Origin of the sequence: uncultured Devosia sp. (genome assembly GCF_913055165.1) — a bacterium.
In the GTDB taxonomy this organism is placed as follows: domain Bacteria; phylum Pseudomonadota; class Alphaproteobacteria; order Rhizobiales; family Devosiaceae; genus Devosia.
Genome location: NZ_CAJXJS010000009.1, coordinates 60655 through 76277, shown reverse-complemented (window position 1 = coordinate 76277; position 15623 = coordinate 60655). Strand labels below are relative to the sequence as shown.

Genomic DNA, 15623 nt, shown 5'->3' with positions numbered 1-15623 from the left:
CGCCCGAAGCAAGGCATAGGCGCCCACCTTGGTCAGCAATCCGGCAAACAGTGCGGAAATGGCCGCGGGCGGCGTGTGATAGGAGGCCGGCAGCCAGGCGTTCACCGGGAATGCCGCCGCCTTCATGCCGAAGGCGAGCATCAGCAGCGCCGCCACCCCGGCCATGGCCGCGGGGTTGGCCGCCGGCGCCACGCGCATGATGTCCGACATGTTGAGCGTGCCCAGAAGCCCGTAAAGCAGGCCGAGCGCCAGAAGAAAGAAGGTCGTGGCCAGGAAATTGAGGAAGCCATACTTGATGGCCCCATCCAGCTGCAACGGGCGGTTGCCCTGCACGATCAGCCCGAAGGACGCGATCAGCATCACCTCGAACCACACATAGAGGTTGAACAAATCCCCGGTGAGGAACGCCCCGGTCACCCCCGCCAGCAGCAGCAGCACCATGGGGTGGAAGGCATCGCGCCCATCGGCACCGGCGCGATCGAGTTCGGCATAAAGCAGCACCATCAGCGTCACGAGGGCGGCAGCAAGCGCAAAGCCGGCACCGAATATGTCAGCTGTCAGGCTGATCCCGAAGGGCGGAAGCCACCGGCCCATGGTCATGCTCACCGGGCCATTGGCCAATATTTCGATCAGCAATGCGATTTCGCAGGCGATGATCCCGAGCACGACCAGGACCGCCCCCATCAGGGGCGTGCCATTGCTGCGACGGAACATCATCAGCCCGGCGGCGCCCATCAGCGCCAGGGCAATGGGCAGGACGATGACCCAGTCGGCCGCCGGCGTTACCGTCTCGAGCATGGCCTGTGGCAGGTCGGATGCGGGCGTGGAAGTGGCCATATGATCAATAGCTCAGCGGCGGATTGGGGGCGTTTTCGGGTTCGGCCAGGCGCATGGTATCCGTATTGTCGGCGTCCAGGCTCTGATAGGCGCGGAAGGCCAGCACCAGCAGGAAGGCGAACATGGAAAAGCCAATCACGATTGCGGTCAGGATGAGGGCCTGAGGCAGGGGATTGGCAATCGGGCCGGCCGGCACCTCCATGCCGTCGGGCACGATTGGCGCCACCTCGCGCGTCAACCGACCTGCCGTAAAGATCAGCAGCAGCACGCCATTGCCGAATATGGTCAGGCCAATGAGCATGCGGATGACCGACCGCGACAGCAGCAGGTAGGTACCGATGGCGATAAACAGGCCCACCAGGGCGGCGAGGACATATTCCATTCTTAGAGATCCTCCTCGCGATCGCTTTCCAGGGATAGGGCGATGGCCGACAGGGTGCCGAACACCACGCAATAGACCCCGAGATCGAAGAACAGTGGCGTTGAGAGCGGGATGATGCTGTTGCCGAATTCCACATAGAACCAGATGCTGGTCATGAAGGGCGATCCGGTGAACAGGCTCGCCAGGCCCGAGATGCCGGCAAGCACAACGCCAAAGCCCGCCACTGCCATGGGGTCGAAACGCAAGGAACGTCTCACAGTATTTACCCCTGCGGCCATGCCGAACACCGCGATGGATGCCGCCGCGATCAACCCGCCAATGAAGCCGCCGCCGGGCTCATTGTGGCCGCGCAGCGTCACATAGACCGAGAACACCAGCATGATGGCGACGATCAGCGGCGCCAGCGTGCGGAAGATGACCGTATTCATGATGCCGCCTTCCTTGGTTTGCGAACGCGCTTCTTACCTTCGGCGCCAGCCGGTGCGGCCGCCGGCTTGCGCTGCCGGCGCAGCAGCGCCAGAACAGCCATGCCCGCGCCCATCACCACCGCGATCTCGCCGAGCGTATCGAAGCCGCGATAATCGACCAGGATCACGTTGACGATGTTGTGCCCGTGGGCAATCGGCACGCTGGTGGCCGTGAAGAAATCGGACAGCCGCGTATCGAGCGTGCCGTTCAGCACCAGCATGAGCAACAGGCTCACGCCAAGGCCGCACACAACCGCCAGGGTTCCGTCCCGCGCCCAGTCTTCAAAGGGCCGGTGATCGCGCTGGTCCAGCCGCAGCCGGGTCATGACGAAGGTCAGCACGACGACCGAGAGAATCTCGACCATGAGCTGGGTGAAGGCAAGGTCCGGCGCGCCGAACAGCAGGAAGATCAGGGCAACAGCGGTGCCCTGCGCTCCCAGCGAAAGGATGGCGATCAACCGCGACGGCGCGATTACCACTGCTGCCAGCCCGAGCACGGCCAAGGCCAGGACGCCCCACTCATAGGGCGCAAGATCGGGCGGCACCAGGCGCCGGCTCCAGTCTCCCAGTTCCGCCGTGGGCACCAGCCAGTCAAAACCACCCCAGATCAGCATGGGACCGAACAGGGCCACTGCCAGGGCACCAAACACGATCACCAGATAGAATTCGAGCTGGCCGTGATGCAGGAGGCGCGTCACCGCGCCGGAGAACCGGATCAGGCTGAACATGACGGCATCGAAGACCGTGTCGGCGGTCCAGCCGAGGGCCTTGTCGAAGCGCCGCAGAACTGTGCGGATGGCATCGGCCTGGCGGTAGACCAGAATGCCCAGCACCCAGGTCAGCACCGAGAGCCAGAGCAAGAGGCTGGTGACATCCAGCGCCAGGGTCAAATGGCTCTCGACGGCGCGGCCCAGAATGGCGGAAGCGCCGGGCACCAGCACTTCGTGTCCCAGCCAGTCGGGCAGGATGCCGGCCACGACGCCGCCGGCACCGAGCAGAATGGGACCAGCCAGCATGGCGATGGGCGCTTCATGGGCCTTTTTGGGCGTTGCCACCGCCTCCCCGAGAAACGGCCGGATCATCACCAAAAGCGCCACGCCCGCCAGCATGGCGTTGCCGGCGATCAGCACGATCATCACCAGGATGGCCGTCCATTCGCCGCTCATCAGCCCCAGATACATTTCTTCCTTGGCGAAATAGCCAATGGTCAGGGGTAAGCCGACCATGGAGAGGGCCGCCAATGCCGCACCGATGAAGGTCACCGGCATTTTCTCCGCAAGGCCGCCCAGGGCGGTAATCTCGCGCGTTCCCGCCTCGTGATCGATGGCGCCGGCCACCATGAAAAGGCCGGCCTTGTAGAAGGCGTGGGCGACGAAATAAACGACCATGGCGGCGATGGCGTAGGTGCTGCCCAGGCCAATCAGCAACACCAACAGCCCCAGCGAAGCAATCGTGGTCTGGGCCAGGATCTGCTTCAGATCAGTCTGCTTGAGCGCCCCAAGCGCACCCCAGATCAGGGTCACCCCGCCAAAGACGACCAACAGATTTGTCCAGACATCGGTGCCGCCCAGCGATGGCGTCATGCGGGCGAGGAGATAGACGCCCGCCTGCACCATGGTGGCGGAGTGCAGGAAGGCCGAAACCGGCGTTGGCGCTTCCATCGCATTGGGTAGCCAGAAATGCAGCGGGAATTGCGCGGACTTGGTGAAGGCCGCCCCCAGGAAGCAGATCAGCACCAGAAGATAGAGGTCGCTGCCGCGCAGCACCTCGCCCATCTCACGCACCGCGCTCAATTCCCAGCTTCCGGCCAGTTGATAGACCAGGATAGCTCCTGCCAGCAGGAACATGCCGCCGATATTGGTGATGACCAGCGCCTGGATGGCGCCGCGTCGCGCCGCCTGGCGTGAATGGTCGAAGCCGATCAGGAGGAAGGAGGTAACCGAGGTCAGTTCCCAGAACAGGAAGAGCGCGAGCAGGCTGTCCGCCAGCACCAGCCCCAGCATGGCGCCCATGAAGGCCAGCATGAAGCCCAGAAACCGGCCCTGATGATGGTGCCCCTTGAGATAGGCGCCCGAGTACAGAATGATCAGCGTGCCGACACCGGAAATGGTCAGCGCGAAGATCAGGCTGAGCCCATCCACCAGGAAAGACAGGTTGATGCCATAGGCGGCGATCCACTCCATGGAACTTGCCACCGCATGGCCATGAATGACGGTGTCGGCGAAGCCCAGCAGATAGATGAAGATACTCGCCGGGACGATGGCCAATATCCAACCGGCAAATGCCCCCGCAAAACGCTGGATGAACGGCGCCAGGATGGCAGCCACGAAGGGCGCAACGGCAGCAAGCCCAATGCCTGCTTCAAGAGACGACCCCAATGCTGCCACTCCTCTCCCGCCCATGGGCGATTCCGTTGGATTTGGCTTGCGACCTTACTGATTGGGGCCGGGGGAACAAGCGGAATCGGATTGGGTGCGACCATAGGGCCATGGACTTTTGGCGCGGCGAGGGGCTGGCAAAGCCGCCCCTGGCGGCCTATGTCCTGAGGCGAATTCCTGCGGCGGCAGGTCCTGCCGCGTTTCCGGAGACATCATGACCAAAGCCCCCCCGCCCGTCGCCAAGCGCATCGCCTCCAGCCACACGCATCACAACGTGACCCGTGAAGATCCCTATGCGTGGCTGCGCGCAGAAAACTGGCAGGAGGTGATGCAAAAGCCCGAAACGCTGGACGGGGAAATCCGGGCCTATCTTGAAGCCGAAAACGCCTTCTACGAGGCCGAATTCGGCAAGCCGACAGCCGAACTCCAGGACCGGATCTATAAGGAGATCCGCGGTCGCATCAAGGAAGACGACAGCGGGGTACCGTCGCCCCACGGGCCCTGGGCCTACAACACGCGCATGCTTGAGGGCAAGCAATACCCCCTTATCGTCCGCACCCCGCGCGATGGCGGCGCGGAAACGATCCTGCTCGACTGCAATGTCGAGGCCGGCGAGGGTTATTTTGGCTTTGCGGGCGCCAGCCACGATCCTTCGCATCGCACCCTGGCCTGGGCCGCTGACCGTGCCGGCTCGGAATATTACGACATCGTCCTGCGCGACATCGAAACCGGCAAGGACAGCGATGAGGTAATCCGGCAGACGGCCGGGTCCTATGTCTGGTCCAATGACAGCCGCTCCATCTACTACACCGAATATGATGACAATCACCGTCCGTTCCGCATTCGGCGGCATGACATCGGGACGACGCAGGCCGAAGATCCGATCATCTATGAGGAGAAGGACCCCGGCTTCTTTGTCGGCGTCGGCAAGACGCAGTCGGACAAGTTCATCGTCATCGACGCCCATGACCATCAGACCAGTGAAGTCTGGCTGATAGACGCCGAAGCCGGTGGCGAGCCGCGTCTGGTCGCCCCGCGCCTGACGGATCGCGAATATGAGCTCGAAGAGCGCGAGGGCCTGCTCTACATCCGGACCAATGCGGATGGCGCGGAGGACTACAAGATCGTCACCGTCGCCGCCGATGACCCTTCTGCCGAGAACTGGACCGATCTGGTGCCGCATCGGGAGGGCGTCCTCATCCTCGACCTGGCCGTTCTGGCCAACCACATGCTGCGGCTCGAACGCGAGGACGGCCTGCCGCGGATTGTTGTGCGCGACCTGCGAACCGGCAAGGAGGAGGTCGTCGGCTTTGACGAGGAAGCCTATTCGCTCGGCATGTCGACCGGCTATGAGTTCGACACCACCGTCTTCCGCCTGACCTATTCTTCGCCCACCACGCCCAGCCAGGTCTTCGATGTCGACCTTGAGACTGGCCAGCGCACGCTGCTCAAGACCCAGGAAGTGCCGTCGGGCCACGATCCCGCCAACTATGAAACCAGGCGCCTGTTTGCCACGGCATCGGATGGCGAGCAGGTGCCGGTCACCTTGCTCTACCGCAAGGGCATCCAACTTGACGGCTCCAACCCGACCCTTCTTTACGGTTACGGGGCCTATGGCATGTCGATGCCGGCGGCCTTCTCGGTCTCGGTGCTGTCTCTGGTCGATCGCGGCTTCGTCTATGCCACTGCCCATATCCGCGGCGGCATGGAAAAGGGCTATCGCTGGTACCGCAACGGGCGCCGCGAACATAAGCCCAACAGCTTCACCGATTTCATTGCCGCCGCCGAGATGCTGATAGCGGCGGGATACACCAGCAAGGGCCGCATCATTGCCCATGGTGGCTCCGCCGGCGGCATGCTGATGGGGGCGATCGCCAATCTCAGGCCCGACCTGTGGGGCGGCGTCATTGCCCAGGTGCCCTTCGTGGACGTGCTCAACACTATGCTCGATGACACGCTGCCGCTCACTCCGCCGGAATGGCCGGAATGGGGCAACCCCATCACCAGCGCGGACGACTATCACCGCATCGCCGCCTATGCGCCCTATGAGGCGGTGACGGCGCAGGCCTACCCACCCATCTTTGCGCTGGCCGGCCTCACCGATCCGCGCGTGACCTATTGGGAGCCGGCCAAATGGGTGGCAAAGCTCAGGGCAACCAAGACCGGCGATGCACCATTGTATCTCAAGACCAATATGGGCGCGGGCCATGCCGGTGCTTCCGGCCGGTTCGACCGCCTCAAGGAAACCGCCCAGTGCTATGCCTTTGCAATAAAGTGCGTGGGATTGGACGGTTAGTTCCCGTCGCGACATTGTTGCGGCCACCGCATCTGCCTATAACCGGTCGCGAAATGCGGCTCTCGCCAGCGTCATCCTGAACCCCCAACGGAGGCTACAATGACCACTTTTGAACTGCCCGCCCTGCCCTATGCCTATGATGCGCTGGGCCCCTACATGTCGCAGGAGACTCTCGAGTATCACCACGACAAGCACCATCAGGCCTATGTGACCAACGGCAATAATCTGCTCAAGGACAGCGGCCTGGAGGGCAAGAGCCTGGAAGAAATCGTCAAGCAGAGCCACGGCAAGAATGCCGGCCTGTTCAACAATGCCGGCCAGCACTACAACCACATCCACTTCTGGAACTGGATGAAGCCCAATGGCGGTGGCAACAAGCTGCCGGGCAAGCTCGCGGCAGCCGTCGACAGCGATCTGGGCGGCTTTGACAAGCTGCGCGCCGATTTCATCGCCGCCGGCACCACCCAGTTCGGTTCCGGCTGGGCCTGGATCGCAGTGAAGGACGGCAAGCTCGAAGTCTCCAAGACCCCCAATGGCGAATCGCCTCTGGTCAATGGCGCCAGCCCGATCCTGGGCGTGGATGTGTGGGAGCACTCCTACTACATCGACTACCGTAATGCCCGCCCGAAATACCTCGAAGCCTGGTTCGACAACCTGGTGAACTGGGAATACGTAGAGAAGATGTTCGAGGAAGCCACCGCCTGATCTGGGCGCATCCTCATCCGATCAGCGGCGGGAGCAATCCCGCCGCTTTTGTTTGCGCCCGCCCCCGGGTTTACCCTTCCACCATTCTCTCTTGAGAACCGGAACCGCGCGCTTCTTTCCGCCGTTGGGCTATGTTAACGAAGCCTTAACGACAAAAAGGGGCACTCGTGACACCAGCGGGCAAAACCATTGCCATTCTGGCCGCAAATCCGGCCCTCAGCGCCTTGCTGACCATGGTGCTGGCGGGCGACTCACGCCTGCGCGTCCGCCCCTTCGACAGCGAGGCGGAACTGTTCGCCTATATGGGAATCGCGCCGCTGGACATGCTGGTGGTCGATTTCGACCGCGAGGGCCGCCCGGCCTATGAAATGGTCGAGGCCATCCGCCTTGATCCCTCGCTCGTCTCGCGGGACCTGCCCGTCATCGCCATGACCCGCGCCGTCACCCCGCCCATGCGCCAGCAGGCCATCAGCGCCGGCATCGACGAGGTCCTGGTCAAGCCCATGTCCCCACGATATCTGCTGCAGCGCGTCCAGGCGCGCCTCCTCAAGCGCAGCGTGGTCGGTGCCCTGGGCTTCGGCTATCGCGGGCCGGAGCGGCGCAATCGCGTGCCCATGCGGACGCCTGAGCCGCATCCCGGCCGGCGCTATACCGACAATGTCGTGCCGCTGTTTCCCGACCGGCGCGCCGCCCGGCCGGACAATACGCCGCTCGCCTAGCGCGCCTGGTCGCTGACCCAGGACACCTTGTTCCACAAATCCTCGACCGAGTCGGCGAACTGCACCTTGCGGTCATAGCCGGCCACGGACGCGGCGAGAACGTCGGTGGCAAAGCCGCGCAGCACCTCGAAGGCGCGATGGCGGTTGAGCATCACCACCGGCCGCGGCGGACCGGCCGCCCAGCTTCCGAACAGCGCCGATACCGAGGCCAGCGATCCCGGCAGCGCAACGAAGACCGATGCGGCGCCGGCAAGGTGGGCCAGTCGCTCCGCCCGATCCGGCAGCACGGTGATCGGCACCTCGCCCAGCGCCTGCGGCACCTTGATGCTCGCATCGGCAATGATCTCCACGGTCCCGCCCGCGGTTCGGGCCGCGGTAATCAGCGGCACCGGCAAGGCGCCCTGTTCGGCCAGGCAGAGCATGCGGGCGCCCTTGCGCGCAAATATGCGGCCCGCCTCGCCCATCAGGCTCGCCCGCTCGGGATCGCCCGGCCCCTTGTCGGAGGCGAAGAATGCCACTGTCAGGCCGGGCTTGCTCGGAGATGTCATGTCAGCGCCGCCCTTTCAGCCCGCCAAGGATGCCGCGCACCAGTTCCCGGCCCAGAGTATTGGCCACGGTGCGGGCAAAGGAGGTCATCGCCGCCTCGGTGAGCGACTGCCGGGTGCTGCGCCTCGGGGCAGCAGCGCGCTCGGCCCGGGCGCGCTCCTCGGCCAGCTGCTCCGCTTCGGCCCGTTGGGCTTCTTCATAGGCGGCCCGTTCGTCGGCGAGCTGCTTGTCGCGGGCCCGCTTGTGCAGCACTTCAAAGGCTGATTCGCGATCGAGCACCGTGTCATAGAGGCTCCCCACCGGCGAATTGGCCAAGGTCGCGTCGCGTTCGGCCGGCGAGATGGGCCCCACCTGCGCAGATGGCGGGCGAATGAAGGTGCGGCCCACCATGGAGGGCACGCCCTTGTCCTCCAGCACCGATACCAGCGCCTCGCCAATGCCGAGTTGGGTAATGGCCTCCTCCGTGGAGAAGGCGGGGTTGGGCCGGAAGGTTTCGGCGGCCACTCGCACCGCTTTCTGTTCGCGCGGCGTATAGGCCCTCAAGGCATGCTGGACGCGATTGGCCAGTTGCGCCAGCACGCTTTCGGGAATGTCGACCGGGTTCTGGGTGACGAAATAGACCCCCACGCCCTTGGAGCGGATCAGCTTGACGACCTGCTCGACCTTATCGATCAGCGCCTTGGGCGCGTCGTCGAACAGCAGATGCGCCTCATCGAAGAAGAACACGAGCTTCGGCTTGTCCGGGTCTCCCACCTCGGGCAGTTCCTCGAACAGTTCCGAAAGCAGCCACAACAGAAACGTGGCGTAAAGGCGCGGCGCCTGCATCAGATGGTCGGCCGCCAGGATGGAAACGACGCCGCGCCCATCCGCGTCCGTACGCATCAGATCGGCAATGGTCAAAGCCCGCTCGCCGAAGAAATTGTCTGCCCCCTGCTGCTCGAGCACCAGCAGCGCACGCTGGATAGCACCGATCGAGGCGGTCGTGACATTGCCGTAGCGGGCAGAAATCTCCTTGGCCCTCTCCTGGACTTCGACCAGCAAGGCGCGCAGATCCTTCAGATCGAGCAGCAGCAGGCCTTCCTCATCGGCAACGCGGAAGGCAATGTTGAGCACACCCTCCTGGGTGTCGTTGAGGTCGAGAATGCGGCTCAGCAGCACGGGCCCCATCTCCGAAATGGTGGCACGTACCGGATGGCCCTGCTTGCCGAACAGATCCCAGAAGATGACCGGATAGACGTCGTCGGCGAAATCGGAGAAACCGATATCCTCCGCGCGCTTGAGCTGCCAGTCCTTGGCCTTGCCCATGCGGGAGATGCCGGACAGGTCACCCTTGATGTCGGCCGCGAACACCGGCACGCCCGCGGCGGAAAACCCCTCCGCCAGCACCTGCAGGCTCACCGTCTTGCCGGTCCCCGTCGCGCCGGTAATCAGCCCGTGGCGGTTGGCATATTTGAGCTTGAGATATTCCGGCCTGTCGCTCACGCCCAAGAATATGCTGCCGTCCACGAGCATGCCGCACCGCCTGTTGTCTGTTGCTGCGCTTTTATAGCCAGGGGCCGAGGGCCCGAACAAGCGAAGAGGACGCCCCTTGTTCACCAAGCTGACGGCTTGGCCTCGCAATGCCCCGCCTGTGTTGGCAAAATGTCAGCATGCAAAACCTCACCAAAGCCAATCGCCGGCAGGTTCTTCTCGGTCTCGCCGGGGCCAGCATGACGGCGCCCGCCCTTGCGCAGACCGATTCTCTCTTGCCCGAGAGCGAAGCTGACCAGTCATCTGCGCTGCAAACGGCGCTGCATATCGCCACCGGCACTGGCCATCTGCGCCTGCCAGCGGGCCGGTTCCGCGTCGCAGGCATCCGCTTTCCAGGCAATCTTGTTGTCGAGGGCGTACCCGGCGCGACCTGGCTGGTGGCCAGCGGCGCTCCAGTGGGGGCGGTGGCTGGGGTTTCCAACGTCGTGCTCCGCGATATCGGCTTTGCTGGGGATAGCGGTCCGGCGGCCCTGTTCGACATCGAATCCAGCACCGCCATTACCCTCGAGCGCTGTGCCTTCCGGGACAGCCCCGGCACCGGGCTGGGGCTCTTCGCGGCCGAAGCGACCATCCGCGATTGCGATTTTGAAGGTCACGGGGACGCGGCCATCCACGCCCTGGACAATGCAGGCGTCCTGATCACCGGCAATCGCATCACCCGCTGCGGCAATGCCGGCATCCGCGTCTGGCAATCGCAAAGCGGACCCGATGGCACGATCGTCGTCAACAACCGCATCTCGAACATTGACTGGCGCGGCGGCGGCAATGGCCAGAATGGCAATGGCGTCAATGTCTATCTGGCCGACGAAGTCATCGTCGCGGACAATCACATCTCCGATTGCGCCTTCACCGCGATCCGGCTCAATACGACGCGGAACACGCAGGTGTCGGGCAATCAGTGTTTCACCTCGGGCGAAGTGGCCATTTTTTCCGAGTTTGGCTTTTCCGGTTCGGTCATTGCCCAGAACATCGTCGATGGCGCGGCCGGGGGCATTTCCATCACCAACATGGACACTGGCGGAGAAGTGGCGGTCTGTACCGGCAATATCGTGCGGAACATAACGCCGCGCTCCGAGGTCAATCCGGACACCACCCCATTCGGCATCTATGCAGAGGCTGAGGTGGCCGTCAGCGGCAATACTGTCGAAAACGTCCCCGGCGTTGCCATTGGCGCCGGCTGGGGCCCCTATCTGCGCAATGTTGCTGTCACCGGCAATGTCGTGACGGCAAGCCGTATCGGTATCGGCGTCAGCGTCGCAGACGGCGCCGGTGCCGTCACTCTTTCGGGCAATCTGCTCACCGATTGCGACTATCCCATTGCCGGCCTTGCCTGGTCAGAACTCATCGAAGGCGATCTCGCCGCCGCGGTGCAGAATTATCCGCATGTGACCATCCTCTAGGGCCAGGGCCGCGTCCCCGCGGCAGCGCGCCCGATCGAAAACTTGCCATTTGGCAATAATTCTCCTATTTATTGCCAAAGGAGAATGCCATGCTGCATGAATTGCCGCGCACCCAGGCCATTCCGGAGACTTCCGCGCTCACCGAGGCGGAAGCGGCGGCCATGGCGCGCGCCGTGGTCCGCCTGTTCGAGCACTGGCAATTGAGCGATGCAGAGGCGCGCGACATCCTCGGCGGTCTGGCCGCCCGGACCTTTGCCCGCTGGAAGTCCGGCGAGCCGGGCCGCATCGATCGCGATCTGGCAACGCGCCTATCGCTCCTGATGGGCATTCACAAAGGGCTGCGTTATCTCTTCACCGATCCCGCGCGCGGCTATGCCTGGGTCAAAAAGCCTAATACCGCCCTTGGCGGCCGCTCGCCCGTGGAGGTCATGCGCGACGGCAGCATTTTCGCGCTGGCGCGCGTCCGTCACTATCTCGATGCGGAGCGTGGCGGCTGGTGACCCCTGCCCTACCCGTCACCCACACGGTCTGGCCGCGGGCCTACCGGCTCATCCGCTCGATCCATCCGCCGATTGACCTGTTCGAGGACATTGCCGACCCGCGCGACTGGGAAGCACTGGCCTCGGCGGAATCCAAGACCAATCCCCGCCTGTGGGAGCATCTGGGTCACCTCGACCTGGTGCCGCCACAGCGCAGGGTTGGCGGCCCCGGCGCCAGCTATCTCATGGCGCCCTTCGTCCATGTCAGCCGCGACCGCCCGGGCCGGTTCACCGATGGCAGCTATGGTGTCTACAGCGCCGGAAATGCCGAGGAGGTCGCCATTCGCGAAGTTGCCCATCATCATGGGCGCGCCATGGCCGCCAGCGCTGAACCGCCTGGCTGGACCTCGCAATTCCGCATGCTGGTCAATCACTTGGACCTCGACCTGCATGACGCGCGCGTCTTCGCGCGCTACCACCAGCCCGACGATTATGCCCCCTCGCAGGCCCTTGCCCGCGACCTTCGCCGCAATGGCAGCAATGGCATCGTCTACAACAGTGTCCGCTGCCCGGGCGGCGAGTGCGCCGCCATTTTCTGGCCGGATCTCATCCCCGCCCCGGTGCAGGCCGAGCATTTCGACTATCATTGGGACGGACAGCGGGTCGATCGCATCCGCAACTGCGGAACAGGAATCATCTACGGGCTTTGAGAGGAAGAGGCAGCGCCGTCCCTAAATCCCCGCGGCCCGCATTTCTCCCACCACGGTCCCGCGCACATTCTTGATCGGCTGGCGCACGAACTGCTCGAGAACGGTCCTTTGGCTGTCGTCGGGATCGGCATATTTGAGCAGAAGCGCTGCCACCATCACATGGCTGGCGACCATATTGCCGTCGTCGCATTTGAGCGCATAGCCCCAGCCCTTGTCGCGAATGGCGCCGCACTGCACGCCCTCGGCCCCACCCTTCTGCATGACGCGCCCCTGGAAGGCCTCCATGACCAGCGTGTCGAGATGTCCGGTCCCGGCGACCAGGTGCGGATGGCTGGTTGCCGCATCGAACAATTGCTGTGCACCGGCAGCATGGCCGGCATCAAGGCCGACGCCGGTGGCCATGCGCGCGAAGCCCCGGGCCCAGGCGCGCAAAGGCGCCGCCCAGGTGGGAATGGAGCATCCATCGATACCGCAGCGGTCCTCGGTCAGGTCCTCGCCGATCACATATTCCACGGCGGCCCGCACCGCCTTTTGCACATCATGCTCGCGCCCCACATAGCCGCTGGTTGGCACGCCCATGGCCAGCGCCACGCTCAGCATGCCCGAATGCTTGCCCGAGCAATTGTTGTGCAGCGCGCTGGGCTCCTTTCCAGCTTCGCGCAAGTCCTGTCGCGCCTTGTCATTGGTCGGTTGATGGGCGCCGCATTCAAGATCGTCCACCGACAGGCCCATGCGGTCGAGGAAGTGGGCGACATTGTCCACATGCTCATCCTCGCCATGGTGCGAGGCGCAGGCCAGGGCCAGTTCTTCCGGGCTATGATGGAAACGGTCGACGGCATGCCGATCGAAAATCGCTAGCGCCTGCATGGACTTGATGGCAGAGCGTGGGAACACCGGCCGCTCGACGTCGCCGCTTGAGGCAATGACCCTGCTGTCCGCGTCCACAATGATATAGGCGCCCCGATGTCTGTTTTCGACCCAGTTGCCGCGTACGGCCTCGGCGAGAATTGGGTTGGCGTCCATGCAAAAAAACTCCGGTCTCTGGCTGATCAACACGAACAGCAAGAGCACCGGAGAAAGTCAACATGCATGGGTTGGAGGTACGCAGTACAAATTGGGGGTGGCTGGCGCCTAGATGTCCCAGTCCTCGACCGGAACCAGAAAACGGGAATTGACCCAGCCCTTGGTCTGGCCGCGCTCCACAAGGCACCAGTCCGAGCTGTTTTCAACTTCAATGCAGCGTTCCACCCAAACATGCAGGCCGGGCGCGAAGCTGCCGACTTTCTGGGAATAGCTCGCCGGCCATTTGCGGACATTGAGCCGGTCCCATTCGGCGACGCCGGTCACCTGCCCCAGCGTATCGACCTGGTAGCCAGCGGCCATTGCCGGTTGCACCGCAAAGGCGGCGGCCGAGGTGATGATCAGGCCGCACAGGGCGGCGACGAGAACTTTTTCCTGTGCCTTGTTCATTGGAATGCCCTCCGAAACTTTCGTGTTGGCATGACCCTGGCACCCCGCCTTTGAACCGATGCTGATCTGGGCGTTCAGATATCGTTCATCTTGGGGTGCCTGGGCCCGGTCCTGGGTCAGTTCATGTCCCGCTGATGGACGTAGAGGATGATGCTGTTATTGCCGCCAAAGCGCAGGGAGACGACGTCATACTGGTCATAACCCTTGGCTTCGAGGGCCGTCATGAGCGTGCGGTTCCGAGCAATGGGCTCGCGCAATACATTGACATTGCCGTCAAGGAACAGCGTTCCATAGTTGTTCCGGCCGTAGACGGTGCGATCTTCACAAATGGGATGAAGATAGACCTTCCGATCGTGAATGCCCTGGATATCGAAGACATTGACGCTGCGCATATGGCCCATATCATCTGCACAATCGTGGTCGGTGTGCGAGACGGGATAGTTCGGGCCGCCCGGAATATTTGCTGCCAGGAACTGGGCAGCGCTGGGCAGTGTGGTGGTCGCGGTAGCAAGTCCGGCGACCAGGATCATGGTGGTGAGCTTGATCATTCTGGTTACTCCTCAATTGATTGAAGCGGCCGTTCCCCGGTCCGCACCCCGATGCAAGCACCGAGCTTGAGGGATGTTTTGCGCCCGCCCGCTTGAACAGGCGCTGAGAGGCGCATTCATCTTTTGTTAACGGATCAGATTGGCGCGGACTGTTGGCAGCGGCCGCGTTCCGCAATAGGCTTGAGGGTAAGGAGCGCGGAAAATTCGCGTTGAATATGAGGAGGTTCGAATGACCAAGGTTCTGGTGACCGGTGGCAGTGGCAAGTTGGGCAAGGCGGTACTGCGCGATCTGGTGGAGCATGGCTACGACGTCCTCAACATCGATCAGCAGGCCCTTGGCGAGCCCATTTGCCCCAGCGTCCGCGTTGACCTGACGAATTTTGGCGAGGTGGCTAGCGCGATCCTCGGGGGCGTTGATGAACGCGGCGGACCGTTCGAAGCGGTGGTCCATCTGGCCGCCATCCCTGCTCCAGGTCTGGCCGCCAATCCGCGAACTCTCTCGAACAATGTCACCTCGAGCTACAATGTCTTCGAGACCTGTCGCCTGGCCGGGATCAAGAACGTCGTCTTCGCTTCAAGCGAAACCGTTCTGGGCCTGCCCTTCGACAATCCCCCGCCCTATGCACCGGTCGACGAAGAGTATTTTCCGCGGCCCGAGAGCGCCTATTCCCTCGGCAAACTGCTCGATGAAACCATGGCGGCCCAGTTCTGCCGCTGGGATCCGGACCTGCGGATGGTCGGTCTGCGCTTCTCCAATGTGATGTATCCGGAAGACTACAAGGCCTTCCCGGCCTTTGACAGCGACCCTCGGAAGCGCAAGTGGAATCTGTGGGCTTATATTGACGCGCGCGATGGCGCACAGGCAGTCCGCCGCGCCATCCAGGCCGATTTCAAGGGTTTCGAAGCTTTCATCATCGCCAACGCCGATTCAGTGATGACCCGCTCCAACGTATCGTTGCTGGCCGAGGTCTTTCCCGGGGTCGAGCAAAAGGGCAACATCTCGACCAACGGCACTCTGCTATCCATCGAGAAAGCCAAGCGCATGCTCGGCTATTCGCCGCAGTTCAGCTGGCGCACTGAACTCAAATAGGTCCGGACCGGCTCGGCATGCTATCGGCAAGCTGATTTGCATCGCAAACGTGCACTTTCTGCCCTT

The 15623-nt window shown here is 63.2% G+C and carries 16 protein-coding genes; 7 read left to right on the top strand and 9 right to left on the bottom strand.

The features are described from left to right. The 4 genes from QZ564_RS05225 to QZ564_RS05210 all read right to left on the bottom strand — a co-directional run. On the bottom strand, nucleotides 1-837 hold an 837-nt coding region (locus QZ564_RS05225), incomplete at its 3' end, for a proton-conducting transporter membrane subunit (RefSeq protein ID WP_297105744.1). Between the two features lie 4 nt (nucleotides 838-841). Beyond that, entirely contained in the window at nucleotides 842-1219 is a 378-nt protein-coding gene (locus tag QZ564_RS05220; protein WP_297105740.1) for a Na+/H+ antiporter subunit C, read from the bottom strand. Nucleotides 1220-1221: 2 nt separating this feature from the next. After that, nucleotides 1222-1647 carry a Na(+)/H(+) antiporter subunit B gene (locus QZ564_RS05215; protein WP_297105737.1) on the bottom strand — a complete coding sequence of 142 codons (426 nt, stop codon included), beginning with the start codon at nucleotides 1645-1647 and terminating at the stop codon, nucleotides 1222-1224. Next, nucleotides 1644-4064, bottom strand: a complete 2421-nt coding sequence (locus QZ564_RS05210) for a putative monovalent cation/H+ antiporter subunit A (protein WP_297105734.1) — start codon at nucleotides 4062-4064, stop codon at nucleotides 1644-1646. The genes QZ564_RS05215 and QZ564_RS05210 overlap by 4 nt, the downstream gene beginning before the upstream one ends. A 214-nt stretch (nucleotides 4065-4278) precedes the next feature. Between QZ564_RS05210 and QZ564_RS05205 the strand changes: the two genes are divergently transcribed. The 3 genes from QZ564_RS05205 (at nucleotide 4279) to QZ564_RS05195 (ending at nucleotide 7784) form a co-directional block, all read left to right on the top strand. Continuing rightward, nucleotides 4279-6360, top strand: a complete 2082-nt coding sequence (locus tag QZ564_RS05205; RefSeq protein ID WP_297105732.1) for a S9 family peptidase — start codon at nucleotides 4279-4281, stop codon at nucleotides 6358-6360. Between the two features lie 99 nt (nucleotides 6361-6459). Next, the gene (locus tag QZ564_RS05200) at nucleotides 6460-7065 is read left to right on the top strand and encodes a superoxide dismutase (RefSeq protein WP_297105729.1); all 606 of its coding nucleotides are present in this window, start codon (nucleotides 6460-6462) and stop codon (nucleotides 7063-7065) included. Nucleotides 7066-7232: 167 nt separating this feature from the next. Then, nucleotides 7233-7784, top strand: coding sequence for a response regulator (locus QZ564_RS05195; RefSeq protein WP_297105725.1), 552 nt, complete (start codon nucleotides 7233-7235; stop codon nucleotides 7782-7784). Here the strand turns inward: QZ564_RS05195 and QZ564_RS05190 are convergent. Further along, a complete protein-coding gene (locus tag QZ564_RS05190; protein ID WP_297105722.1) occupies nucleotides 7781-8332 on the bottom strand; it encodes a hypothetical protein in 552 nt (183 codons plus the stop codon). The two genes, QZ564_RS05195 and QZ564_RS05190, sit on opposite strands and share 4 nt — an antisense overlap. Nucleotide 8333: 1 nt before the next feature. Further along, entirely contained in the window at nucleotides 8334-9842 is a 1509-nt protein-coding gene (locus QZ564_RS05185; protein ID WP_297105720.1) for a helicase HerA-like domain-containing protein, read from the bottom strand. Nucleotides 9843-9979: 137 nt separating this feature from the next. On the opposite strand from QZ564_RS05185, the gene QZ564_RS05180 reads away from it, so the two are divergent. From QZ564_RS05180 to QZ564_RS05170, 3 genes are all read left to right on the top strand, one after another. Continuing rightward, complete coding sequence (locus QZ564_RS05180; RefSeq protein ID WP_297105718.1) at nucleotides 9980-11260, top strand: TIGR03808 family TAT-translocated repetitive protein; 1281 nt, start codon at nucleotides 9980-9982, stop codon at nucleotides 11258-11260. Between the two features lie 89 nt (nucleotides 11261-11349). Continuing rightward, a complete protein-coding gene (locus QZ564_RS05175; RefSeq protein WP_297105715.1) occupies nucleotides 11350-11760 on the top strand; it encodes an antitoxin Xre/MbcA/ParS toxin-binding domain-containing protein in 411 nt (136 codons plus the stop codon). Then, entirely contained in the window at nucleotides 11754-12449 is a 696-nt protein-coding gene (locus QZ564_RS05170) for an RES family NAD+ phosphorylase (RefSeq protein ID WP_297105757.1), read from the top strand. The genes QZ564_RS05175 and QZ564_RS05170 overlap by 7 nt, the downstream gene beginning before the upstream one ends. A gap of 21 nt (nucleotides 12450-12470) precedes the next feature. On the opposite strand, the gene QZ564_RS05165 is transcribed toward QZ564_RS05170, so the two are convergent. From QZ564_RS05165 to QZ564_RS05155, 3 genes are all read right to left on the bottom strand, one after another. After that, nucleotides 12471-13472 (bottom strand): asparaginase, encoded by a 1002-nt coding sequence (locus tag QZ564_RS05165; protein ID WP_297105712.1) that lies wholly within the window; start codon nucleotides 13470-13472, stop codon nucleotides 12471-12473. A gap of 108 nt (nucleotides 13473-13580) precedes the next feature. Further along, a complete protein-coding gene (locus QZ564_RS05160) occupies nucleotides 13581-13919 on the bottom strand; it encodes a hypothetical protein (RefSeq protein ID WP_297105709.1) in 339 nt (112 codons plus the stop codon). 116 nt (nucleotides 13920-14035) lie between these two features. Continuing rightward, nucleotides 14036-14467, bottom strand: coding sequence for a hypothetical protein (locus QZ564_RS05155; protein WP_297105706.1), 432 nt, complete (start codon nucleotides 14465-14467; stop codon nucleotides 14036-14038). A gap of 229 nt (nucleotides 14468-14696) precedes the next feature. On the opposite strand from QZ564_RS05155, the gene QZ564_RS05150 reads away from it, so the two are divergent. Continuing rightward, entirely contained in the window at nucleotides 14697-15557 is an 861-nt protein-coding gene (locus QZ564_RS05150; protein ID WP_297105702.1) for an NAD(P)-dependent oxidoreductase, read from the top strand. Nucleotides 15558-15623: the final 66 nt, after the last annotated feature.